We start from the raw sequence: 23,568 nt of genomic DNA, 5'->3' as shown, positions 1-23,568 counted from the left end.
GTCCCCGAGCTGAACCACCCGGTACCGCGTGCCGGGACGACGGAGGGGGCGGGGTCCGTGTGGACCCCGCCCCCTCGTCACTGTCCCGGCCCTCGTCGGGCCGCGGTCAGGTCAGCTGCAGCCGCTGGTGGAGCCGCAGCCCTCGCAGACGTAGCAGCTGCCGGCCGGGCGCATCTTCGTGCCGCAGGTCATGCACAGCGGCGCGTCGGTGGCGGTCCCGGTGACCAGCTCGAGCAGCTCGGCCGAGGAGTGGGCCTCCTTGATCGAGGTCGGGCCGGCCGGGGTCACCTTCTCGACCTGCTTGACCTCGGTCGGGGCGGAGCCGCGCAGCGCCTCCAGGTCGACCTCGTCGTCCACGGTGTCGGTGGACGCCGAGCCGTAGCCCGACACCTGCGCGGCGCGCTCCTCGGCGGTGAAGATGCCCAGGTTGGCGCGCTTCTCCACCGACAGGTGGTCCAGGGCCAGCCGACGGAAGATGTAGTCCATCACCGACTGGGCGATGCGGATGTCCGGGTCGTCGGTCATGCCGGCGGGCTCGAAGCGCATGTTGGTGAACTTGGAGATGTAGGTCTCCAGCGGCACACCGTGCTGCAGCGCCAGCGAGATGCCGATCGAGAAGGCGTCCATGACACCGGCCAGGGTCGAGCCCTGCTTGCCGAGCTTGAGGAAGACCTCGCCCAGGCTGCCGTCCTCGTACATGCCGGCGGTCATGTAGCCCTCGGCCCCGGCGACGGAGAAGGACGTGGTGACGCTGGTCCGCTTCTTGGGCAGGCGCTTGCGCACCGGGTGGGCCATGGTGCCGGCGACCGGGGCGGCGGTCTCGGTGACCTCGGCCTTGGCGCCGTCGTTCTTGCCCTTGCCACCGGACAGCGGCTGGCCGACCTTGCAGTTGTCCCGGTAGATCGCCAGCGCCTTGATGCCGAGCTTCCAGCCCTGGAAGTAGATGTTCTCGACGTCCTCGATGGTCGCCGTCTCGGGCATGTTGACCGTCTTGGAGATGGCACCGGAGATGAACGGCTGGACCGCGGCCATCATCCGGACGTGGCCCATCGGGGAGATGGACCGCTCGCCCATCGCGCAGTCGAAGACCTCGTAGTGCTCGGGACGCAGGGTGGGGGCGTCGACGACGTGGCCGTGCTCGGCGATGTACTCGACGATCGCCTCGACCTGCTCGTCCTGGTAGCCCAGGCTCTTCAGCGCCCGCGGCACCGTCTGGTTGACGATCTGCATGGACCCGCCGCCGACCAGCTTCTTGAACTTGACCAGCGCGAAGTCCGGCTCGATGCCGGTCGTGTCGCAGTCCATCATGAAGCCGATCGTGCCGGTGGGGGCCAGCACGGAGGCCTGGGCGTTGCGCCAGCCGTTCTCGGCGCCGATGGCCAGGCCCTCCTGCCACTGCGCGGTGGCGGCCTTGAGCACGTCGGCGTCGTCGGCACCCACGGGGCGGATCGCGTCGTTGGCGGCGGCGTGCTTGCGCATGACCCGGGCGTGCGCCGAGGCGTTGCGGGCGTAGCCGTCGTAGGCACCGACGACACCGGCCAGCTCGGCCGAGCGGCGGTAGGCCGCACCGGTCATCAGCGAGGTGATCGCCGCGGCCAGGCTCTGGCCACCGCGGGAGTCGTAGGCGTGCCCGGTGGCCATGAGCAGCGCGCCGAGGTTGGCGTAGCCGATGCCCAGCTGGCGGTAGGCCCGGGTGGTGTCACCGATGGGCGCCGTCGGGAAGTCGGCGAAGCAGATCGAGATGTCCATCGCGGTGATGATCAGCTCGACCGAGCGGGTGAACCGCTCGGAGTCGAACGTGCCGTCGGGGCGCAGGAACTTCATGAGGTTCAGCGACGCCAGGTTGCACGAGCTGTTGTCCAGGCTCATGTACTCCGAGCACGGGTTGGACGCGTTGATCCGCCCGGTCTCGGGGTTGGTGTGCCAGTCGTTGATCGTGTCGTCGTACTGGATGCCCGGGTCGGCGCACTCCCACGCGGCGGTGGTGACCTTGCGGAAGAGCTCCTTGGCGTCCACGGTCTCGATGACCGAGCCGTCGGTGCGCGAGCGCAGTCCGAAGGGCGTGCCGTCCTCGACGGCCCGCATGAACTCCTCGTTCACCCGGACCGAGTTGTTGGCGTTCTGGTACTGGACGCTGGTGATGTCCCGGCCGCCCAGGTCCATGTCGTAGCCGGCGTCCCGCAGCGCGCGGATCTTGTCCTCCTCGCGCGCCTTGGTCTCGACGAACTCCTCGATGTCGGGGTGGTCGATGTCCAGCACGACCATCTTCGCGGCGCGACGGGTGGCGCCACCGCTCTTGATGGTGCCGGCCGAGGCGTCGGCCCCGCGCATGAAGGAGACCGGCCCGGAGGCGGTGCCACCGGAGGACAGCAGCTCCTTGGAGGAGCGGATGCGGGAGAGGTTCAGCCCGGCACCGGAGCCGCCCTTGAAGATCAGGCCCTCCTCGCGGTACCAGTTGAGGATCGAGTCCATCGTGTCGTCGACGGCGAGGATGAAGCAGGCACTGACCTGCTGCGGGCTCGAGGTGCCGACGTTGAACCAGACGGGTGAGTTGAAGCTGAAGACCTGGTGCAGCAGCATCCAGGTGAGCTCGTGCTCGAACAGCTCGACGTCGGTCTCGGAGGAGAAGTAGCCGTGCTCGCGGCCGGCCTCGGTGTAGGTGAGGACGACGCGGTCGATGAGCTGACGCAGACTGGTCTCGCGCACCGGGGTGCCCACGGCGCCGCGGAAGTACTTCGTGGTGACGATGTTCGTGGCGTTGATCGACCAGTCGGAGGGGAACTCGACCCCGCGCTGCTCGAAGTTGATCGAGCCGTCGCGCCAGTTGGTCATCACGACGTCGCGGCGCTCCCAGGTCACCTCGTCGTAGGGGTGCACCCCGGCGGTGGTGAACACGCGGGCGACCTTGAGGCCCTTGCGGTCGGTGGACTTCGCGGTCCTCTTGCGGCCGGACGAGATGCGGTCGGTGGTCTCGGTCAAGACGTGCTCCCCTGGCGTGGCGTGGCTGTGGTGAGGCGGTGGTGAGGCGGTGGTCGTGGCTCTGGTGGCGCTCTAGTGCGGTGGTGCGTCGGTCCCGTTCTAGCCGGGGGGTCCGACAGTCCGGGCGGTGTCGCCCGGGGCGGGGTCGTCGTCGGCAGCGGGACCGGAGCCGAGTCCGATCCGCTTCAACTCGCTGATCTCCTTCTCGAAGTCGGCGACCGACGTGAAGGAGCGGTAGACGCTGGCGAACCGGAGGTAGGCGACCTCGTCGAGGTAGCGGAGCGGGGCCAGGATGGCCAGCCCCACCTCGTTGCTGGGCACCTCGGCCGACCCGGTGGCGCGCACGGCGTCCTCCACCTTCGCGGCGAGGACCGCGAGCTGCCCCTCGTCGACCGGTCGCCCCTGGCACGCCCGGCGGACACCGGCGATCACCTTGCTGCGGTCGAAGGGCTCGCTGACCCCGCTGCGCTTGATGACCGCGAGCACCGGCTCCTCGACGGTCGTGAAGCGCCGGCCGCAGACCGGGCAGGACCGACGGCGGCGCGTCGTCGCGCCCTCGTCGGCCTCCCGGGAGTCGACGACCCGGCTGTCGGGGCTGTGGCAGAACGGGCAGCGCACCGGGGGTCTCCTCTCGGGTGTCGTGGACTCCCACGACGGCCGCCCTGTGCACGCTCCCGGGGACATCCGGTGGATGTCGGGGGGAGAACCTGTGGACGGGCCTGTGGATGGAAGAACATCTGTGTAACTACTAGATGTTGTGGTGAGAGTAGCCCCGCACCCCTACAGATACGCAACCCCTCCCGGGCGTGTCCTCTTCCCCGACTCCGTCGCGCCTTCGGTGGCACCCCGGGACGCCGGTCCTGCCCCACGCGCACCAGCCCGTGCACAGCTCCTGCCAGCACCGATGCCGCCCGGTCGGCACAACCGACCGACGCAGGCCCGCTGCCGCGTACCGCACCCGGACGCGACGGAGCCGGCCCACCCGGGACGGTCGTCCACCGGGGGCCGGCTCGATCCCGGGAGGCGCGAGGTCCCGGAGTGGCGTCAGGGCTCAGGGGACCTGCAGCACCTGGCCGGGCACGAGGGTCACGCCGTCCAGGTCGTTCAGCGACCGCAGTGCGTCGACGACCCCACGGGGGTCGGCGTCGGGGGCGATGGTGCCGGCGATGGACCACAGGGTGTCGCCCGGGGCGACCACGACACTGCTCTCCCCCGCCAGGGCCAGCCCACCACCGGCGGGCTGCCCGCCGAACACCACGGGGCCGGCGAGGGCCGCCAGGCCCAGCCCCCCGGCCACGACCAGCCCCAGCACGGCCCGACGACCACGCCGGGTCAACCGCAGCGGGGCCGGCCGATCAGCCACCGGGGGTCGACCGGCGACGGCGGGGCGACGCAACGGCACCACGTCGGCCCACTGCTCCGGCACCGGCTCCCGCACCGTCACGGTCGGGTCCTGGACCAGGCGGAGCACGGGCCCGACGGGCTCGACGACGCGGCGCGCGGCGACGCCGGCCTGCAGGGCGCGACCGGCCGGGTGGTTGCCGCGGACGGTCGGGGTGGTGCTCGAGGTGTTCGCCGTGGTGGCCATCGTGGTCGCTCCTGTCGCTCGCTCCGACGCCCGGGAAGGGATCGAACGGTTGTTCGATCGAACGTCTGTGCGGATGTCTACCCGAGGGGTCCGACAAAATCGAGGCGACACGGCGTGTCGTTCGAACACCTGTTTGAACGGAGCGGTTCGAGGCGTTACCGTCCGTGTTGATCACGACGGTCACCGTCGGCTGCGCGCCCTCCCCCGGGGGACGCCCGTCCGGCGGGCGTCCGACCGTCGGCACCGGACGAGCTGCGGGCACGCAGTCGGAGGAGGACACGTGGCGGTCGAGGGCGACACACCGGACGGCACGGGCGCCGTGAAGGCCCCCGCGGCGCGGAAGAAGACGTCCACCCGACGGGCCGCGGCGACCGCGGGGGCCGAGGCCACCCCCGGGGACGCCACCGTGCGCGAGTTCCCGGAGCGGGGCGAGGCCGGCGACGGTCTCACCCAGCGCCAGCGTCGGGTCCTGGAGGTCATCCGCGACTCGATCGACCGGCGCGGCTACCCGCCGAGCGTGCGGGAGATCGGCGAGGCCGTCGGGCTGTCCTCGGCCTCCTCGGTCGCCCACCAGCTCTCCGTGCTGCAGAAGAAGGGGTGGCTGCGCCGCGACCCCAACCGGCCCCGGGCCCTGGACGTCCGACTGCCCGGCGACCACCCGATGGCCGACGCGAGCGGTTCGGCGCTGGCCGGGTCCGGTGCCGCCAGCGGCGTCGACGACCCGCAGGCGCCGGTCCCCACCTACGTCCCCGTCGTCGGTCGGATCGCCGCCGGTGGACCGGTCCTCGCCGAGCAGGCCGTCGAGGACGTCTTCCCGCTCCCCCGCGAGCTGGTCGGCGAGGGCACGCTGTTCATGCTCAAGGTGACCGGTGAGTCGATGGTCGACGCGGCGATCTGCGACGGCGACTGGGTCGTCGTCCGGCAGCAGGCGAGCGCGGAGAACGGCGAGATCGTCGCGGCGATGATCGACGGTGAGGCCACCGTGAAGACCTACAAGCGGCGCGACGGGCACGTGTGGCTGCTGCCGCACAACCCGGCCTTCGAGCCCATCCCGGGTGACGACGCGACCGTGCTGGGCCGCGTGGTCACGGTCCTGCGCCGGCTCTGAGTCGACGGCCGGGTCCCGCCGCGGCGGGACCCGGCCCCGGGGAGGTCAGTGCCGGCGGCGGAGCTTGCCGGACGCCCAGACCAGCACGCCGGCAGCCAGCGCGGCGATCACCCCGGCCGTCCACGGCGAGAGACCACCGGAGGCGGTGCCCGGCTCGACAGCGGTCGCGGCGTCGGCCGGGCCGACCGCCGCAGCCGGGGACAGCGCACCGGTCGAGGGCAGCACGGTGACGGCCGCGGGCAGACCCTCGCCCGAGACCACCAGGCTGCGGGCATCGGCAGCGAAGGCGACCGCCTCGCCCTGGGGCGACTCGGGCAGGGCGACCCGGGCCGGGGCACCGGCCAGCGCGCCGGGGACGTCGGAGCCGACGAGCGGCCAGACGTAGGCGTCGGTGTAGGTGCGCAGCGCGATGAGCGCGCCGTCCTGGCTCACCGCGCCGCCGGTCACCAGCAGCTGCCCGGCCCGGCCCACCGGGCCACCGGGGGTGCCCGTCAGGGACAGCGCCAGCTCGGCGACCCGCTCCATGGGCACGGTCGCGGCGGGGTCGAGGGCGGCGGTCGGTCGGTAGACCCCGCTGACCCCCAGCACCTCCTTGGTGACCAGGTAGGGCGTGCCGTCGGGGGCCAGCAGCAGGGCCTCGGCGTCGTGGGGACCGTCGGGGTAGGTCAGTCGGTGCACCTGCGCGGTGCCGTCCGGGCGCAGCGCGATCAGCGCGACGGTCTCGCGGGACAGCCGGTTGTCCCCGGTGTCGGCGAACCAGACGGTGCCGTCGGCCGCCAGCGCCATGTCCTCGGGGTCGTAGGGGTCCACCGCGGCGGTCCGCTCACCGACCACGGCGCAGGAGGCGTCCAGCAGGTGGACCGTCACGGCGTCCCCGCCGTCGTTCATCACCAGCGTGGTGTCCCCGGACACCGCCATCCCGGAGATCTCCGGGAGTCGGGCGTCGGTCACCGAGCAGGGGGTGGCGGGCTCGCCGAAGGGGGCGAGGACCTCCTCGGCCGCGGCGGTGACGACGGCGGCCGACCCGGTCTGGGCCGCGGACAGGAAGGAGCCCGGCAGGAACGGCCCGGCGACGACGCCGATCCCCAGGACGGTCGCCACGAGGGCCCGCGGGCATCGCCCGGCGGGCTCAGGCAGTCGACCGACCGGCTCTGGCACGCACGAAGCGTGACATCACGACTGCGTCGAGTGCGTGCACCACGCCCAGCAGGACGAGTCCCACAGCAGCGCCGACGACCGCGTCGGTGACCCAGTGGAAGTCCAGGGCCACCATGGCCACTCCCGTCACGAGCGGGCCGAACACGCTGAGCACCCACAGGGCGCGCTGCACCTGCGCCGGCAGCCCGAACTCCACGGCCTGCCACCGCGCCACGCCCCACATCAGCACGGCGTTGGCGACGTGCCCGGAGGGGTAGGAGGCGCCGTCCCGGTGGAAGAACGAGCCCGGGTAGGCCGGCGCCGTCCGGCCGGTGCCGTACTTGAAGGCGTAGACGACCGCGGTCAGCAGCGCCAGGGCGACCAGCACCCGCAGCACCGGGACGACGGTGCGCCGGCGCCAGGAGATCCAGCCGACGAGCGCGACCAGGACCACCAGGATGGTGAAGCGCCCACCGGCCTGGGTGAAGACCCAGACACCCCAGTACACGTCGGAGTTCCGCAGGTCCCAGGAGCTGACGACCTCGGAGACCGTGAGGTCCATCCGCTCCAGCACGCCGCGGGACAGCAGGTCCGCGGTCACCACGGCGGTCACCAGCGCGGCGACGACGACGGCCCACCAGGCGGGGCGCCCGGTCCCGATGACCCCCGGGCGACGAGCCGCCGGGGGCGCGACGCTGGGGAGGCTCACGGGGTCAACGTACCGCCGCGTCGTGACCTGACCGTGACCGGCGCGGTGCACGGACCGGGCACCGGGCCCGGTCCGTGCACCCTCACGCCACCGGCGCGGTGAACTCCTCGAGCGCCGCGGCCAGCGCGCCGTCGACCCGGGCGTGCAGCCGGGTCCCGTCGGCGGAGAAGTCCTCGCTGAGGACCTCCCCGTCCTGGTGCACCCGGGAGACCAGGTCGCCCCGGTCGAAGGGCACCAGCACGTCGACGTCGACGTCGGGGTGCGGCAGCCGGGCGGCGATGACGTCGCGGAGCTCGGCCATCCCCTCCCCGGTCGCTGCGGAGACCCACTGGGCGCCGGGGAGCGCCTGGCGCAGGGCCAGCACGTCCTCGTCGTCCATCGCGTCGATCTTGTTGACGACGATGAGCTCCGGCACCGAGGCCGCGTCGATCTCGGCGAGCACCACGTGCACCGCGTCGATCTGGCCCAGCGGGTCGGGGTCGGAGCCGTCGACGACGTGCACCAGCAGGTCGGCGGCGGCCACCTCCTCCAGCGTGGAGCGGAAGGCGTCGATGAGCTGGTGCGGCAGGTGCCGGACGAAACCCACGGTGTCGGTGAGCGTGTAGTCCCGGCCGTCAGGCATCTCGGCCCGGCGCACGGTCGGGTCCAGGGTGGCGAACAGCGCGTCCTGGACCAGGACGCCGGCATCGGTGAGCTGGTTGAGCAGGCTGGACTTGCCGGCGTTGGTGTACCCGGCGATCGCGACCGAAGGGGTCTGGTTGCGGTCCCGGCCCGAGCGCTGGGTCGCGCGGGCGGTCGCCATGCCGGCGATCTCCTTGCGCAGCTTGCTCACCCTGGCCCGGATCCGGCGACGGTCGGTCTCGATCTTGGTCTCACCCGGACCACGGGTGCCGATGCCGCCACCGCCGGCGACCCGCCCACCGGCCTGCCGGGACAGCGACTCACCCCAGCCGCGCAGTCGCGGCAGCATGTACTGCATCTGGGCGAGCTCGACCTGGGCCTTGCCCTCCCGGCTGGTGGCGTGCTGGGCGAAGATGTCCAGGATCAGCGCGGTCCGGTCGACCACCTTCACCTTGAGGATCTTCTCCAGCTGGTTGAGCTGGCCGGGGGTGAGCTCGCCGTCGCAGATGACGGTGTCGGCGCCGGTGGCCGCCACGATCTCCCGGATCTCGGCGGCCTTGCCCGACCCCACGTACGTGCCGGCGTCGGGCTTGTCCCGCCGCTGGCTGACGGCCTCGAGCACCTCGGAACCGGCGGTCTGGGCCAGCGCGGCCAACTCGACGAGGGAGCGGTCGGCGTCCTTCGCCGTGCCCTCGGTCCAGACGCCCACCAGGACGACGCGCTCCAGGCGCAGCTGGCGGTACTCGACCTCGGTGACGTCGGTGAGCTCGGTGGACAGCCCCGCGACGCGGCGGAGCGCCCCGCGCTCCTCCTTGACGTAGGAGCCGGTGGTCTCGTCCGGTTCGTCCCACTGCCCGCGCGGGGCCGGACGGCTGTCCCCCGCGGTCTCGGTCGGGAGCGGCGTCACGGCGGCCTTGTCGGCGCGTGCGACGGCGTCCTCGAGGACGGCCCGGTTCTGTGCTGTGGTCATCGTCTCCCAGCGTGTCATGCCTCGGCGGTCCGAGGCACCTGACTTCCACAGCGCACAACACCGCGCCGGGCGGGAGTCATCCCTCGGGGTGCACCCCGAGGTAGACCGACCACCGGTCGCCGTCCTCGTCGGGGGTCCGCCGGGCCCACCGGTCGAGCAGCCCGTACAGCTCGTCGAAGAACTCCTCCCGGTGCTCGGGGGTCAACCGCAGACCGAGCCGGGTGCTGCGGAGCTCGCGCTCCCCCACGGCCGCCACCTCGCCCAGGAACGCGCCGAGCACCGGGTCCTGGTCGGCGACCGGCGACCCGGAGAAGTCCAGCTGCCAGGACCGCCCGGTGGCCCGGTAGGGCACCTCGCGGGCGCCCCGGGCACCGCGCCGGGGCTCCTCGGCGACCAGGAAGCCGGTGTCGACCAGGGTGCGCACGTGGTGCAGCACCGAGGCGGGGTTCCGGTCGAGCCGGGCGGCGATCTCCCGGTTGGTCAGCGGCCGGTCCAGGCACAGCCGCAGGATCCGCAGCCGCACCGCCGAGGCCAGCGCCCGGGCCTCGGCGTCGGTGGCCGGACGACGCTCGCCCCACTCCCTGGACTCCATGCGGGGAGCGTAGCGACGCGCCGGGAAAGTGATTGACTCTTCCCAATCACTGGGTGCAGGCTGCCGCCCGTGACCCGCAGCCTCTGGCACCACCGCGACTTCCGGCAGCTCTGGATCGCCGAGACGGCCAGCCACGTCGGCACCCAGGTCGTCGGCGTCGCGCTGCCCGTCGTCGCCGTCGCGGTGCTGGACGCGACCCCGCTGGAGATGGGCGTCCTCACCGCGCTGGAGACGGCGGCCTTCCTGCTCATCGCCCTCCCGGCCGGCGCCTGGGTGGACCGGTGGCGTCGCCAGCGCGTGCTGGTGCGGGCCGACGTGGTGCGCGCCCTGGCGCTGGTGACCATCCCGGTGGCCTACCTGCTCGACGCCCTCACCCTCGGCCAGCTGTACCTGGTCGCGGCGGTGGTCGGCACCGCGACGGTCTTCTTCGACGTGGCCTACCAGAGCTACCTGCCCTCGCTGGTCGACCGCAGCCAGCTCACCGACGGCAACGGCAAGCTCGAGGTCAGCCGCGCCGTCGCCCAGGTCGCCGGGCCCGGCCTGACAGGCGTGCTGCTGCGGGTCCTGGCGGCGCCACTGCTCATCGTGGTCACCGCCGCGGGCTACCTGCTGTCGGCCTTCTTCGTCGGCCGGATCCGGCACGTCGACGTGGTCCCCGACCGCAGCACCCGCCGGCGGCTGCGGGTCGAGATCGGCGAGGGGCTGTCCTTCGTCGTCCGGCACCCGCTGCTGCGCCGGATCGTGGCCTGCACCGGCACCGGCAACCTGTTCGGCTCCATCACCGGGACGCTGCTGGCGATCTACGTCCTGCGCACCCTGGGGCTGGCCGAGTCGACCCTGGGACTGGTGCTCTCGGCCGGGGCGGCCGGTGGACTGCTGGGCGCCTTCACCGCCGCCCGCTTCGCCCGCGTGGTCGGGGAGGGCCGGACCATCCCGCTGTCTGCGGTCGGCTTCGGGCTCTTCGCCGCTCTCACCCCGCTCGCCGCCTCGGTCGAGGGTGCGGCCCGGGTGGTGCTGCTGGTCGGCGGCAGCATCGGGGTGAGCTGGGCCGTCGTGGTCTACAACGTGGTGCAGGTCAGCTTCCGGCAGCGGCTGTGCCCGCCGGCGCTGCTGGGCCGGATGAACGCCTCGGTCCGGTTCATCGTGTTCGGGACGATGCCGGTGGGCGGGCTGCTCGGCGGCGTGCTGGGGACGGCGCTCGGCGTCGTCCCGGCCCTCTGGGTGGCGGTGGCCGGCCAGCTCCTGGCCGCCCTGCCGGTGCTGCTGAGCCCGCTGCTCGGGATGCGCGACCTGCCCGACGCCCTCGACGCGACGTCGGACGAGGCGGTCAGCCCAGCCACTCCGGGCTGAGCGTTCCGCTGCTGACCACCACGGCGGGGCCGGACAGCACGGTCGTGCGCTCGTCGACCTCGACGGTGAGGCGTCCCCCGGGGACGTCGACGACGACGGTGCCGGTGCTCCTCCCCCCGGCCTCCAGGGCCGCCCAGGCGGCGGCGCAGGCGCCGGTGCCGCAGGAGCGGGTCTCCCCCACCCCGCGCTCGACCACCCGCAGCCGCACGTGGGCCGTCGTCCCGGCCGGGCCCTCCTCGGCGCCGAGCACGTTGACGAACTCGACGTTGACGCCCTCGGGGAACAGCGCCGGGTCGACCCGGGGGGTGCCCGTGAGGTCCAGGGAGTCCACGGCCACGTCGGTCAGGCAGGCCAGGTGCGGGTTGCCCATGGAGACGCCCAGACCGGGGAACGTCGCGCCGCCCAGGTGGGCCTCGCTGCGGCCGGTCGGGCGGGCCGGCCCCATGTCCACCCGGTAGCCGGTCTCCCCCAGCCCGACCCGGCGCGGCCCGCCCCGGGTGCCCACGAGCACCCCGGCGGTCGCCTCCTCCCGGGTCAGCAGTCCCTCGGCCAGCAGCACGTGCAGGTAGAGCCGGATGCCGTTGCCGCACATCTCGGCGTAGGAGCCGTCGGCGTTGCGGTGGTCCATGAACCAGGTGCAGTCCCCCAGGGCGTCGCCGAGGACGCCGGGGGCATCGGGCACGAGGGCACTGGGGACGACGCGGAGCACGCCGTCGGCACCGAGTCCGCCCTGCCGGTCGCAGAGCCGCCGCACGAGCGCACCGTCGAGCCGGTCCTCGGGCCAGACCGAACCGTCGGGGTCGGGCAGGACCACGAAGTCGTTCTCGGTGCCGTGGCCCTTCAGGACACGCGGGCCCTGTGCCGTCGTCGGGGTGCTCACGGGCCGATCGTAGAGAGAGCGTGCGCCTCCAGGTCGGGGTCGCCGGCGTCGAGCCAGGTGGTGGCGGGGTCGCGGCGGAACCAGGACCGCTGGCGGCGGACGAACCGGCGGGTGGTGCGGACGGTCTCCTCCCGGGCCGCGTCGGGCGTCAGGGCGCCGTCGAGCTGCCGGAGCACCTGCGCGTACCCCAGCGCGCGGGACGCCGTCGGGCCCTCCCGGAGGCCGTCGGCGGCCAGGGCGGTGACCTCGGCGACGAACCCGGCCGCCCACATCCGGGCCACCCGCAGCTCGACGCGCTCGTCGAGGAGGGCCGGCTCGCGGTCGAGGCCGATCGTGACCGCCGGGTAGTGCGGTCGCGGTTCCGGCATGGCGGCTGCGAACGGGCCTCCGGTGAGCTCACCGACCTCGAGCGCCCGGACGATGCGGCGGCCGTTGCCGGGCAGGATCGCCGCGGCCGCCTGCGGGTCGGTGGCCGCCAGTCGCTCGTGCAGGGCCGCCGGACCCACCGCGGACAACTCGGCCTCCAGGCGCGCGCGCAGGACCGGGTCGGTGCCGGGGAACTCCAGCTCGTCGAGGACGGCCCGGACGTAGAGCCCCGAACCCCCGACGAGCAGCGGGACCACCCCGGCAGACCGCAGCCGGTCGATCTCGGCGCGCGCCCGGGTGCGGTACTCCGCGACGCTGGCCGGCTCCCGGACGTGCCAGAGGTCCATGAGGTGGTGCGGCACCCCCTCCCGCTCGGCGGCGGTGGGCTTGGCGGTGCCGACGTCCATCCCGCGGTACAGCTGCATCGAGTCGGCGTTGACCACCTCCCCGCCCAGCCGGTGCGCCAGGGCCACCGCGAGGGCGGTCTTGCCGGTCGCGGTCGGGCCGACGACGGCGATCACCGTCGGCCCGTCGGTGGTGCTCACCGCGTCACCCAGCCCGGGATCCGGTCGGGCACGGGTGCGACCAGCCAGTCGGCGACCAGGTGCCCGTCCTCGACGTCGGCCGACCCGTGCAGGAGCCGGGCCGTGACCGGGCGGTCGGTCAGGACGCGGCCCACCGCCTGCCACGTGTCCGCGCCGGTCGCCGGCCCCCGACCCGCCTCGCGGGCAGCCGGGGCAGCCAGCGCCGCCGGGTCGCCGGCCGCCAGTGCGCGAGCCACGGCGGCGGGCGAACCGTCGCCCATGGCCAGCACGACCACCGGGCCCGGCAGGTCCGACAGCGCCGTCGCCAGGTCGTCGGGGGCGACTCCGAGCCGGGTGCCGGCGTGCCCGGCCCGGTCCAGCAGGCCGGCGGCCACGGCGTGCCCCAGCGGCAGCGGCCGACCACCGGGGCGCACCCTCCCCGCGAAGGCCACCCGCCCCTCGCCGCCCCACGGGGCCAGGTCGGCGGAGTCCCCGGCGCCGTACCGCACCCCGGCCGGCCCGTCCCCCACCACGAGCACCACGTCCGGTCCCGCGGTGAGGACGGTGTGCAGAGCCTCCTCGCAGGCCGAGCGGAGCGCGCCGGTCCCGGGCGCCGGGGCGCCGCCGGAGGTGGGCAACAGCGACGGCGGGTGCGGGCAGAACGCGACCGCCACCAGAGGGGAGGGCGCGGGTCCGGGACTCACGGGGGGAGTGTCGCTGATCGCACGTGGGAGACTCTGAGCCGTGTCGAGCACGGAGAACACCGCAGACGTGACCCAGCAGTCCCCCGAGTCGGAGACGCCGGTCGCCGCAGCGACGACCGCGGACGCTCCGGCGCAGGCCGAAGCCCACGAGGAGGCCCCCGAGGAGGCCCCCGCGGCTCCCGCCGCCTCGGAGGCGGTGACCGACGAGGCCGGCACCCCGGCCGCCGCCGAACCCGCCGACGCCGCCGTCCCGGACCCGACCGCCGACGCCCCCTCCGGTGACGCCGCGCCCAGCACGGTGGAGGAGGCACCCGTCGAGGTGCCGGACACCGCCGAGGTCATCGCCTCGGCCGACGTGCCCGCCGAGGGCGACCTGCTCGACGTGTCCGAGACCCCGGAGACCTCCGACGCCGTGGCCGGCGACGGGTCCACCGGGGCGAGCGACACCGACGGCGGGACCACCGAGGTGCCCGCCGACGCCGCCGTCACCGAGGCCTCCGACGCGATCGCCTCCCCGGCTCCCGACGGCGCCGCAGGCGACCCGGCCGCCGCCGGGACCCCGACCACGGAGGTGACCGGCGAGACCGCCGACGTGGCCACCCCCGCTGCGAGCCCGGCCCGGCCCACCCCGCCGCCGGTCGCCACCCCCGCCTCGGACCCCAGCCTCTGGGGCCGGGTCGACGAGGAGGGCACCGTCTACCTGCGCACCGGCGACGGCGAGCGCGCGGTCGGCAACTGGCAGGCCGGCGAGCCGGCCGAGGGCCTGGCCCACTACGGCCGCCGCTACGACGACCTGGCCACCGAGGTCTCCCTGCTCGAGGCCCGGCTGCGGGCGCACACGGGCAACCCGACCGAGATCCGGGCCAAGGCCCAGGCGCTCGCCGAGACCGTCCCCACGGCCGACGTGGTCGGCGACCTGCCTGCCCTGGCCTCCCGGCTGGGCACGATCATCGACGCCGCCGAGGGTGCCGTCGCGGTCAGCAAGGCGGAGAAGGCCCAGGCCCGCGCCGGCCAGATCGCGAAGAAGGAGGCCCTGGCCGCCGAGGCCGAGACCATCGCCGCGGACTCCTCCCAGTGGAAGGCCGCCGGCGACCGGCTGAAGGCCATCGTCGAGGAGTGGAAGACGATCAAGGGCATCGACCGGAAGACCGACGAGGCGCTGTGGACGCGCTTCGCGGCCGCCCGGGACGCCTTCGGCCGTCGGCGTGGTTCGCACTTCGCCGCCCTGGACGTGCAGCGCACCGAGTCCCGCGCAGCCAAGAGCGAGCTCATCGCGGAGGCCGAGAAGCTGTCGACCTCGACCGAGTGGGGCCCGACCAGCGCGGCGATGCGGTCGCTGATGGACCGCTGGAAGGCCGTGCCGCGCACCGGTCGGGACACCGACGACGACCTGTGGAAGAAGTTCCGGGCCGCCCAGGACGTCTTCTTCGCCGCCCGCACCGAGTCGGACAAGGCGCGCAACGGGGAGCAGAAGGCCAACCAGGAGCAGAAGGAGGCCCTGCTCGCCGAGGCCGAGAAGATCGACCCCAGCCGCGACCCGCGGGGCGCCCAGGCCGCGCTGCGCAAGATCCAGGAGCGCTACGACGCGATCGGGCACGTCCCGCGCGAGGTCATGCGCTCCCTGGAGGACCGGATGCAGGACGTCGAGGAGAAGGTCCGCGGTGCCGCCGATGCCGGTCGCCCCCGCACGGTGGCCGAGAACCCGATGCTGACGTCCCTGCGGGCCGCTGCGGAGAAGGCCGAGCAGCAGCTGGCCAAGGCCCAGACGGCCGGGGACGCCAAGCGGATCGCCGACGCCGAGGCCAACCTGGCCAGCCGCCGGGAGTTCCTGGCCGCAGCCGAGAAGGCCGGCTCCGGCCGCCGCTGACCCGACCCTCACGCCACCTCGGCGTCCTCCGGGTCGCACATCAGCCCCCGGAGGACGTCGGGTGGGGTGCCGGCAGCGAGCAACTGCAGCAGCATCTCCCCCATCGGCGTGGGGTCCACGGCACACGAGCGCTCCAGGGCGGCCACCGCCAGCACGCCGGACCCCTGCAGCCAGGCCGTGCAGCCCAGCAGCAGCGCCGGCACACCGGCCAGCTCGGCGGGCAGCCGCGCGTTGAGGTCGGTCCACAGCGCCTGGGCCGCTGCCGTCTCGTCGTCCTCGGCGGCGGCCACGAGGGCCAGCGCCCGGTCCCGGACCGGGACCAGCTGCAGGGCGATGCCCACCGCGGCCGCCGCGTCGTCGGTGAGGGCGGCCCGGGTGCCCGGGGCGTGGGCGGCCAGGGCGTCCCGCACCGCAGCCCAACACCGGTCCACGATCTCCGGGCCCGCCACACCGGCGTCGACCAGGTCGCCCACCTCGCTGTCGGCCCACAGGCACGCGGTCTCCATGTGCCGGGTGACCGGCGTCCGCGGCCAGGCCTGCCCGACCACCGCCGCACGGTCGGCCGCCACCACGGTGCCCCGCAGGGCCGCCATCCCGGTGAGTCGGGAACCCTCGTGGTCCAGTGGTTCTCCCGGCCCTGCCCCCGTCACCGGGTCGACGTCCGGGTAGCTCCACCACCGATCGGCCCGCACCAACACGGCGTCCACGGTCTCGATGCCCAGCGCGGACAGCTCCTCGATGCAGGCGTGCACCAACGCCCGCCGGGGCAGGTCGGGCAGACCACCCGCGTCCGGGTCGGGTACCGGGGTGCGCCAGGGATCGGGGCGGATCGAGGCGACCCGGTCGTCGGGGTCCTCGGTGACGACGAAGACCAGGGCGGCCGCGGGCAGGGGCGCCATCCGGCTCACCGGGGACAGCACCTCTGCTGCGAGCAACCGGTCGTGCCGGGGGTCGGCCAGGTCGACCCGCAGGTCCAGGCTCATCCGACGAGGTGGCCGACCGGCGCCCCCCAGGCAGATCAGCACCAGGGACTCCCGGGGAGGGAACCCCAGGATCTCCGGGAGCGCTGCGGCGAACTCGTGCGGGCCGCCCCGGAGGACGGTCTCCGGCTCACGTCGGGGCCTGGTGCGGGCCGGGGTGGGACGGCGCTGGTGGCGGGGGCGTCGGGTTCGCGACATGGGGCCAGCCTGGGCGGCCCCGGGTGCCCGTGGGCGCCGTCCGGCGGATCTGTGGACAGCGCCCGGGCGTGTGGACGGCGACGCCCGAGCGGGCGCCCGACCTGCTAGAGGGCGCAGCCCGCCGCGGCCGGCAGCGGCGCGGGACGACCGACGACCGGCATCCCCAGGCTGACCCCCGGGGTGGTCGGCCGGACACCGGACTCGGCGGCGTCCCCCGCGCGGGTGCGCCGGTGGGAGAGCAGCGGGCCGTCGGCGATGAGGAAGTGCGGCTTGCCCTCCGTCACGACGGTCTCGACCACGTCCCCCGGACGGACGCCACCGGCCGGCGGCGCCACGAAGTGCACCAGCCGCCCGTCCCGGGCCCGGCCGGAGAGCCGGCCGCGGTCGGCGTCCTTGCTGCCCTCGCCGGAGGCGACCAGCAGCTCCACGGTGCGTCCGACCAGGGCTCGGTTGCCGGCCCAGCTGATCTCCTCCTGCAGGCCGGTGAGCCGCATGTAGCGCTCCTGCACGACCTCCTTCGGCAGCTGGCCGTCCATCTCGGCAGCCGGGGTCCCGGGGCGCTTGGAGTACTGGAAGGTGAAGGCGGAGGAGAACCGCGCGGCCGCGACCACGTCCAGGGTGTCCTGGAAGTCCTGCTCGGTCTCCCCCGGGAAGCCCACGATGACGTCGGTGGTGATCGCCGCGTCGGGCATCGCGTCGCGGACCCGCTCGATGATCCCGAGGTAGCGGTCTCGCCGGTAGGAGCGGCGCATCCGGCGCAGCACGTCGTCCGAACCGGACTGCAGGGGCATGTGCAGCTGGTGGCAGACAGCCGGGGTCTCGGCCATGGCGGCGATGACGTCGTCGGTGAAGTCGCGGGGGTGCGGGCTGGTGAACCGCACCCGCTCCAGGCCCTCGACGGCACCCGTGGCCCGCAGCAGGTCGGCGAACGCGCCGCGCTCGCCCATCCCGGTGCCGTAGGCGTTCACGTTCTGGCCCAGGAGGGTCACCTCGAGCACGCCCTGGGCGACCAGGGCCTCCACCTCGGCGAGCACGTCGCCGGGCCGCCGGTCGACCTCGGTGCCGCGCAGGGCCGGGACGATGCAGAACGTGCAGGTGTTGTTGCAGCCCACGCTGATGGACACCCAGCCGGAGTAGGCACTGTCCCGCTTGGCGGGCAGGGAGCTCGGGAAGACCTCGAGGGCCTCCACGATCTCGACCTGGGCCTCCTCGTTGTGCCGGGCCCGGTCGAGCAGGGCCGGCAGCGAACCGACGTTGTGGGTGCCGAAGACGACGTCCACCCACGGTGCCCGGCTGACGATCGAGGCGCGGTCCTTCTGCGCCAGACAGCCGCCCACGGCGATCTGCATGCCGGGGTGACCGGCCTTGACCGGCCGCAGTTGGCCGAGGTTGCCGTACAGCTTGTTGTCGGCGTTCTCCCGCACCGCGCAGGTGTTCAGGACGACGACGTCGGGCTCGTCGCCCTCCCCGGCCGCGGCGTACCCGGCCTCCTCGAGCAGGCCCGAGAGCCGCTCGGAGTCGTGCACGTTCATCTGGCAGCCGTAGGTGCGCACCCGGTAGGTGCGCGGCGCGGCGGGGGTCTGGGTGCTCGTCATGACGACAGCGAGGGTACGGCGCGATCCTGTCCGGACCGGCACGTGACCGACGCCTCCCGTCCACCGGGAACTCCCATGTCGTTGCCAGCTTCGTTACAGGTTCGTGATGGCCGGGCTTCGTGCCGGGCACCGGGGCCGCCCTAGTGTCCTTCTCCGTGACCAGCGCCCGGACCGGAGAACCGCTCGTCCGTCTCTCCGGTGTCAACAAGTGGTTCGGCGATCTGCACGTGCTGCAGGACGTCGACCTGACCATCGACCGCGGCGAGGTCGTCGTCGTCATCGGCCCGTCCGGGTCGGGCAAGTCCACGCTCTGCCGGACGATCAACCGGCTCGAGTCGATCGAGCAGGGCGAGATCAGCATCGACGGCACGCCGCTGCCGGCCGAGGGCAAGGAACTGGCCGCGCTGCGCAGCGACGTCGGCATGGTGTTCCAGAGCTTCAACCTGTTCGCCCACAAGACGATCCTCGAGAACGTCATGCTCGGGCCGGTCAAGGTGCGCAAGCAGTCCAAGGCCGACGCCGAGAAGCGCGCCCGCGAGCTGCTGGACCGGGTCGGCGTGGGCCACCAGGCCGACAAGGTGCCCGCCCAGCTCTCCGGCGGCCAGCAGCAGCGCGTGGCCATCGCCCGCGCCCTGGCCATGGACCCCAAGGTCATGCTCTTCGACGAGCCCACCTCCGCCCTGGACCCCGAGATGATCAACGAGGTCCTCGAGGTCATGGTCGGGCTGGCCGCGGACGGCATGACCATGGTCGTCGTCACCCACGAGATGGGCTTCGCCCGCCGGGCGGCCAACCGGGTGGTCTTCATGGACGGCGGCCGGATCGTCGAGTCCAGCGACCCCGAGACCTTCTTCACCACCCCGAGCAGCGACCGGGCCAAGGACTTCCTGTCCAAGATCCTGAACCACTGACCGCCCGCTCCCCCACGAGAAGAGGACCCATGCGTCTCACCCGCTACGCCGCGGCGGCCGCCGCCTTCGGCGTCGTCCTGACCGGCTGCTCCAGCGAGGCCGGCCAGCAGGCCGAGGAGGCCGCCGACGCCACCGTCGAGGTCGAGCAGGACGTCGACTTCGAGGCCGGCACCACGATGGCCGAGCTCGCCGACGCCGGCACCATCACCATCGGCACCAAGTACGACCAGCCCGGCTTCGGTCTGCTGAACCCCAGCGGCGTCCCCGAGGGCTTCGACGTGCAGATCGGCACGCTGATCGCCGCGCAGCTGGGCATCGCGCCCGAGGACATCGAGTTCGTCGAGACCGTGTCGGCCAACCGTGAGTCCTTCATCCAGAACGGGCAGGTCGACCTGGTCATCGCGACCTACACGATCAACGACACCCGCAAGGAGCTCGTCGACTTCGCCGGGCCGTACTACGAGGCCGGCCAGGACATCATGGTCGCCGCCGGCAACCCCGAGGGCATCGCCGGCCCCGACGACCTCGCGGGCCTGAACGTCTGCTCGGTGGAGGGCTCGACCCCCGCGGAGAACATCCGGACGAACTACCCCGAGGCGCAGCTGACGCTCTTCGACGTCTACTCCAAGTGCGCCGACGCCCTCACCAACGGCCAGGTCGACGCGGTCACCACCGACAACGTCATCCTCACCGGCCTGGTGGCGGGCAACCCCGAGGGCTTCGAGCTCGTCGGCAACCCCTTCACCGAGGAGCCCTACGGCATCGGCCTGGAGCTCGGTGACACGGAGTTCCGCGACTTCATCAACGACACCCTCGAGGCCTCCTTCGAGGACGGCTCGTGGGCCGCGGCCTGGGACGCCACCGCCGGCCAGATCACCGGCACCGAGGCCCCCGAGCCGCCGGCCGTCGACCGCTACTGACGCACCGCTGCACCACCTGAACGACGACTGACACGCACCGGCCGGGGCCCCGCGCCCCGGCCGGTGCTGTCACCCCACACTCCCGGAGGGAGGCGCTGTGCAGTTCTTCACCGACAACTTCGACGTCCTCCTGAAGGCCTTCCTCACCACGCTCTCGATGAGCCTGCTGGCCGGTGTGCTGGCCCTGGTGCTCGGCACCCTGCTGGCCGCGATGCGGGTGAGCCCGATCGCCCCGCTGCGCGGCCTGGCCACCTTCTACGTGGAGCTCTTCCGCAACACCCCGCTGACGGTGGTCTTCTTCTTCGTCATCTTCGGGCTGCCCCAGATCGACACCGTGGTGGGCTTCTTCCCCGGTGCGGTCATCGCGGTCGGCACCTACACCGCGGCCTTCGTCGCCGAGGCCATCCGCTCGGGCATCAACTCCGTCAGCGCCGGGCAGGCCGAGGCCTCCCGCGCCCTGGGCCTGACGTTCGGCCAGTCGCTGCGTGAGATCGTGCTGCCCCAGGCCTTCCGCACCGTCGTCCCGCCGCTGGGCAGCGTCTTCATCGCGATGGTGAAGAACACCTCGATCGCCGCCGGGTTCTCGGTCACCGAGCTCAGCTCGACCCTCCCCCGACTGGTCAACGCCGACGCCGGAGCCCTGCTCCTGGTGCTCCTCGGCGTCGTCGTCGGGTACATGATCATCACGCTGCCGATGGCCTTCGCGGTCAATCGGCTCGAGCGACGGGTGGCGATCCTGCGATGAGCGCACCGGTCCTGTTCGACGTCCCCGGCCCCAAGGCGAAGGCCCGCATCCGGATCGGCACGGTCATCGGCGTCCTCGTCGCGCTCGGGCTGATCGGCATCGTGCTGCTGGGCCTCAACGGCAACGGCCAGCTCGACCCGGCGCGCTGGGCGATCCTCTTCGACCCCGGTTCGGGGGTGCCCCAGGCGCTCGGACAGGCCCTGGTGCGCACCCTGCAGGTCGCGGTGGTCGCCATGGTCGCCTCCACCGCGCTGGGTGTGCTGCTGGCCGTCGGCCGGCTCTCCGAGCACCGCTTCGTGCGCATCCCGGTCACCACGCTCATTGAGTTCTTCCGCTCGATCCCGCTGCTGGTCGTGATCTTCGCGCTGTACTTCGTGCTCCCCCGGTTCGGCATCGAGCTCAGCGCGTTCGCCGCCCTGGCCGTCGGGCTCACCCTCTACAACATGGCGGTGCTGGCCGAGATCTTCCGGGCCGGGATCCTGTCGGTGGACAAGGGCCAGCGGGAGGCCGCGCTGGCCCTGGGGATGCGCAAGACCCAGGTGATGACCCTGGTGCTGCTCCCCCAGGCCACCCGCCGGATGCTGCCGGTGCTCATCGCCCAGATCGTGGTGCTGCTGAAGGACACCTCGTTGGGCTTCATCATCGGGTACTTCGAACTGCTCCGGCAGGCACGCAGCCTCGTGGAGTTCCTGAACTTCAACTTCGGGAACATCTACACGCTGCAGATCTACGTGGGCGCCGGCTTGATGTACATCCTCATCAACGTGCTGATCTCGCAGATCGCCAAGCTGGTGGAGAAGCGCACCCGGTCGAACTCGAAGACCGCCGCCGTGGGTGCGATCGACCTGCCCAACGCACCGGTGACGACGGGCAACAACTCGGGACTGTGACCGGACGCGTGCCGCTGCGGATGCCGCGGTGCCCGACGGGTGAGACTGGTCCGGTCATGGACACCCCCGCTGCCGCCCCGCTGCCCGTCGCCGACCCGGAGCAGCTGTTCGTCAGCCGGCTGCGGTCGGCCGCTCGGGGCTTCGCCTCGGCGGCCGGCGCGCAGACGGCGGTGGTCCGGGAGGCGGTGCCGCCGGCGCGGCACCGCCGTTCCCGGTGCCGGGTGGTGCTCCGCTGGGCGGACGGCGCGGAGTCCGACGTGACCTTCCTCGGCCCCGCCGGTCGGTCCCCGGGGGTCCCGACGTCCCCGGACCTGGACGTGCAGATCCGGCGCTGGCTCACCGAGGGCCGCCCCGAAGACCCGTCCTGGCTGGTGCCCGACGAGGACTCCCCTGCCGGCACCGCCGTCGACGTGGGCGCCTGGCTGGCCCGCTGACCTCAGCCGGACGACCTGCCCGTCAGCTCGTCCGGCCGCCGGAGCGTCGCTGCATCGGCCGGGACCGGGCGACGCCGTCGAGGGTGAGCCCCTCCCCGACCTCGGTCTCGTCGACCGGCCGGCGGGACCACGCACCGAGACCGGTGCCCTCGCTGGACCCGCCCAGCTCCGGCGGAGCGTCGTCAGCCACCGCGGCGGCGTCCTCGACGGCACCATCGGCCTCGAGAGCCTCGCGGACGACGATCGCGGCCAGCCCCCCGCCGTAGCCCTTGCGGGCGAGCATCCCGACCATCCGGCGGGTGGCGGTGGCGGTGTCCAGCCGGCGCATCGAGGGCACCTTCTTGGCGACCAAGGCGCGGGCGGTGTCCCACTCGGCCTGCGGGTCGACCGCCTCCAGCGCGACGGCGGCGACCTCGGGGTCGACGCCCTTGGCCTTGAGCTCGTGGGCCAGGGCCCGCTTGCTCAGCCCACGGCCGGTCTGCCGGGAGTCGATCCACATGGCGGCGAAGGCCGCGTCGTCGATCAGGCCCACCTCGGTGAACCGCTCGAGCACGGCCTCGGCAGCCTCGTCGGGCACCTCACGCTCGTGCAGCATGTCCGCCAGCTGCTGACGGGTCTTCGCCGTGCCGGTCAGTGCGGCCAGGCAGAGCTGGCGGGCGACCTGCTCCGGGTCCTCCATCTCGGGCGCGGGCTCACCCTCGGCCCGCCGGGGCCGCTCGAAGGACCCCGCCCGACCGCGGTTGCCCGACCGCGCCGGGGCGGGTGGGCTCTCGGTCTCGGGGGCGGTGTCGCCGGCGGGAGCCGGCACGGGCTCCTCCACCTCGGCGTCCAGCTGGACGCCCCAGGTGCGCTGACGGGACTTCTTCTTGCCCCCGGGGCGGCCGAAGCCGGACGACCCGTCACCGAAGGAACTGGAGCCGCCCGACCGGGAACCGAACGAGCCGGCTCCCCCGCCCTTCCCGAACGACCCCGTCGAACTCCGCCTGCCGAAGGAGCCCGCCTCGGCGGCGCGCTCGGCCTTGCGGGCAGCGCGGGCGGCGCTGGACGTGCCCTCGAGAGAGACGGGCTCGTCCGCACCCTCGCTGTCGGGCACCGGTGCCCCCCTGCGGCCGAAGGAGCTGTTCCCGCCGCCGGTAGGAGGACGCTTGCCGAAGGTGCCCTTCCCACTGCGCTGACCGAAGGAGCTGGCGCCCCGGCGGGCCGGAGCGGCCGACGTGCTCTCCTCCTCGCCGGCCCCCGGGGCAGTGGCGTCGGGGGCCGCCGCGGTGCGGGTCGCTGCTGCCGTACGCGGCCTGCGGGGAGCCCGCGGCGCGCGCGGGGCCGGCGGACCGTCGGTCCCCGCGCCGGCGGAGGACACCGGTGCGCCGTCGGAGGCACCGCGACGAGGACGCTCGGCTGCGCTCTGGTCCTCGTTGCGGTCGACGAACGGCGTCGGGTCCTGGGACTCCTCGGCCCAGGGGTCCCAGCTGTCGAGCCCGCGGTCGGCGGGGTCCACCGGCC

At 73.6% G+C, this 23,568-nt stretch carries 21 protein-coding genes; 8 read left to right on the top strand and 13 right to left on the bottom strand.

Annotated elements, in window-relative coordinates; all coding sequences use genetic code 11:
- Positions 1-111: 111 nt before the first annotated feature.
- The 3 genes from ASG36_RS21255 to ASG36_RS22465 form a co-directional block, all read right to left on the bottom strand.
- Complete coding sequence (locus ASG36_RS21255) at positions 112-2,979, bottom strand: vitamin B12-dependent ribonucleotide reductase (RefSeq protein ID WP_055769199.1); 2,868 nt, start codon at positions 2,977-2,979, stop codon at positions 112-114.
- Between the two features lie 99 nt (positions 2,980-3,078).
- Complete coding sequence (gene nrdR / locus ASG36_RS21250) at positions 3,079-3,597, bottom strand: transcriptional regulator NrdR (RefSeq protein WP_082523414.1); 519 nt, start codon at positions 3,595-3,597, stop codon at positions 3,079-3,081.
- Between the two features lie 433 nt (positions 3,598-4,030).
- Entirely contained in the window at positions 4,031-4,567 is a 537-nt protein-coding gene (locus ASG36_RS22465) for a LysM peptidoglycan-binding domain-containing protein (RefSeq protein ID WP_082523413.1), read from the bottom strand.
- A 406-nt stretch (positions 4,568-4,973) separates the two neighbouring features.
- Here ASG36_RS22465 and lexA point away from each other — a divergent pair, with 406 nt between their 5' ends.
- Complete coding sequence (lexA, locus tag ASG36_RS21240; RefSeq protein ID WP_055769256.1) at positions 4,974-5,675, top strand: transcriptional repressor LexA; 702 nt, start codon at positions 4,974-4,976, stop codon at positions 5,673-5,675.
- Positions 5,676-5,720: 45 nt separating this feature from the next.
- On the opposite strand, the gene ASG36_RS21235 is transcribed toward lexA, so the two are convergent.
- From ASG36_RS21235 to ASG36_RS21220, 4 genes are all read right to left on the bottom strand, one after another.
- On the bottom strand, positions 5,721-6,776 hold the full coding sequence (locus tag ASG36_RS21235; protein WP_235495423.1) for a hypothetical protein: 1,056 nt from the start codon (positions 6,774-6,776) through the stop codon (positions 5,721-5,723).
- A gap of 28 nt (positions 6,777-6,804) precedes the next feature.
- Positions 6,805-7,521, bottom strand: a complete 717-nt coding sequence (locus ASG36_RS21230; RefSeq protein WP_055769195.1) for a phosphatase PAP2 family protein — start codon at positions 7,519-7,521, stop codon at positions 6,805-6,807.
- 82 nt (positions 7,522-7,603) lie between these two features.
- Positions 7,604-9,112 carry a GTPase HflX gene (gene hflX, locus ASG36_RS21225; RefSeq protein ID WP_055769192.1) on the bottom strand — a complete coding sequence of 503 codons (1,509 nt, stop codon included), beginning with the start codon at positions 9,110-9,112 and terminating at the stop codon, positions 7,604-7,606.
- Between the two features lie 76 nt (positions 9,113-9,188).
- Positions 9,189-9,704 (bottom strand): transcriptional regulator, encoded by a 516-nt coding sequence (locus tag ASG36_RS21220; RefSeq protein WP_055769183.1) that lies wholly within the window; start codon positions 9,702-9,704, stop codon positions 9,189-9,191.
- Between the two features lie 69 nt (positions 9,705-9,773).
- Between ASG36_RS21220 and ASG36_RS21215 the strand changes: the two genes are divergently transcribed.
- Positions 9,774-11,054, top strand: a complete 1,281-nt coding sequence (locus ASG36_RS21215; protein WP_157499045.1) for an MFS transporter — start codon at positions 9,774-9,776, stop codon at positions 11,052-11,054.
- Here ASG36_RS21215 and dapF read toward each other — a convergent pair.
- Genes dapF through ASG36_RS22460 form a run of 3 tightly spaced genes read right to left on the bottom strand, consistent with a single transcriptional unit; the run spans position 11,032 to position 13,528 of the window.
- The gene (gene dapF / locus ASG36_RS21210) at positions 11,032-11,934 is read right to left on the bottom strand and encodes a diaminopimelate epimerase (RefSeq protein ID WP_082523410.1); all 903 of its coding nucleotides are present in this window, start codon (positions 11,932-11,934) and stop codon (positions 11,032-11,034) included. The two genes, ASG36_RS21215 and dapF, sit on opposite strands and share 23 nt — an antisense overlap.
- Positions 11,931-12,845, bottom strand: a complete 915-nt coding sequence (miaA, locus tag ASG36_RS21205) for a tRNA (adenosine(37)-N6)-dimethylallyltransferase MiaA (RefSeq protein ID WP_200944623.1) — start codon at positions 12,843-12,845, stop codon at positions 11,931-11,933. The genes dapF and miaA overlap by 4 nt, the downstream gene beginning before the upstream one ends.
- Positions 12,842-13,528: a hypothetical protein gene (locus tag ASG36_RS22460; protein ID WP_200944622.1), complete on the bottom strand. Its 687-nt coding sequence runs from the start codon at positions 13,526-13,528 to the stop codon at positions 12,842-12,844. Before ASG36_RS22460 ends, miaA begins: the two co-directional genes overlap by 4 nt.
- Positions 13,529-13,568: 40 nt before the next feature.
- Here ASG36_RS22460 and ASG36_RS21195 point away from each other — a divergent pair, with 40 nt between their 5' ends.
- A complete protein-coding gene (locus ASG36_RS21195; RefSeq protein WP_235495421.1) occupies positions 13,569-15,395 on the top strand; it encodes a DUF349 domain-containing protein in 1,827 nt (608 codons plus the stop codon).
- 8 nt (positions 15,396-15,403) lie between these two features.
- Here ASG36_RS21195 and ASG36_RS21190 read toward each other — a convergent pair whose 3' ends face one another.
- A complete protein-coding gene (locus tag ASG36_RS21190; protein WP_082523408.1) occupies positions 15,404-16,573 on the bottom strand; it encodes a DUF4192 domain-containing protein in 1,170 nt (389 codons plus the stop codon).
- A 104-nt stretch (positions 16,574-16,677) separates the two neighbouring features.
- A complete protein-coding gene (gene miaB, locus ASG36_RS21185; RefSeq protein ID WP_055769174.1) occupies positions 16,678-18,168 on the bottom strand; it encodes a tRNA (N6-isopentenyl adenosine(37)-C2)-methylthiotransferase MiaB in 1,491 nt (496 codons plus the stop codon).
- 155 nt (positions 18,169-18,323) lie between these two features.
- Between miaB and ASG36_RS21180 the strand changes: the two genes are divergently transcribed.
- From ASG36_RS21180 to ASG36_RS21160, 5 genes are all read left to right on the top strand, one after another.
- Positions 18,324-19,079, top strand: coding sequence for an amino acid ABC transporter ATP-binding protein (locus ASG36_RS21180; RefSeq protein ID WP_200944621.1), 756 nt, complete (start codon positions 18,324-18,326; stop codon positions 19,077-19,079).
- Between the two features lie 29 nt (positions 19,080-19,108).
- Positions 19,109-19,999, top strand: coding sequence for a glutamate ABC transporter substrate-binding protein (locus ASG36_RS21175; RefSeq protein WP_055769170.1), 891 nt, complete (start codon positions 19,109-19,111; stop codon positions 19,997-19,999).
- Positions 20,000-20,096: 97 nt separating this feature from the next.
- Entirely contained in the window at positions 20,097-20,744 is a 648-nt protein-coding gene (locus ASG36_RS21170; RefSeq protein ID WP_055769168.1) for an amino acid ABC transporter permease, read from the top strand.
- Positions 20,741-21,634, top strand: a complete 894-nt coding sequence (locus ASG36_RS21165; RefSeq protein WP_055769166.1) for an amino acid ABC transporter permease — start codon at positions 20,741-20,743, stop codon at positions 21,632-21,634. Before ASG36_RS21170 ends, ASG36_RS21165 begins: the two co-directional genes overlap by 4 nt.
- A gap of 56 nt (positions 21,635-21,690) precedes the next feature.
- Positions 21,691-22,068, top strand: a complete 378-nt coding sequence (locus ASG36_RS21160; RefSeq protein WP_055769163.1) for a hypothetical protein — start codon at positions 21,691-21,693, stop codon at positions 22,066-22,068.
- Between the two features lie 22 nt (positions 22,069-22,090).
- Here the strand turns inward: ASG36_RS21160 and ASG36_RS22825 are convergent, their stop codons facing one another.
- On the bottom strand, positions 22,091-23,563 hold the full coding sequence (locus ASG36_RS22825) for a regulatory protein RecX (RefSeq protein ID WP_055769160.1): 1,473 nt from the start codon (positions 23,561-23,563) through the stop codon (positions 22,091-22,093).
- Positions 23,564-23,568: the final 5 nt, after the last annotated feature.

The sequence above is a fragment of the Geodermatophilus sp. Leaf369 genome (assembly GCF_001424455.1).
GTDB lineage: Bacteria > Actinomycetota > Actinomycetes > Mycobacteriales > Geodermatophilaceae > Klenkia.
Note: the sequence above shows the minus strand (reverse complement) of the source record. Positions and strands in the feature narration are given on the sequence as shown.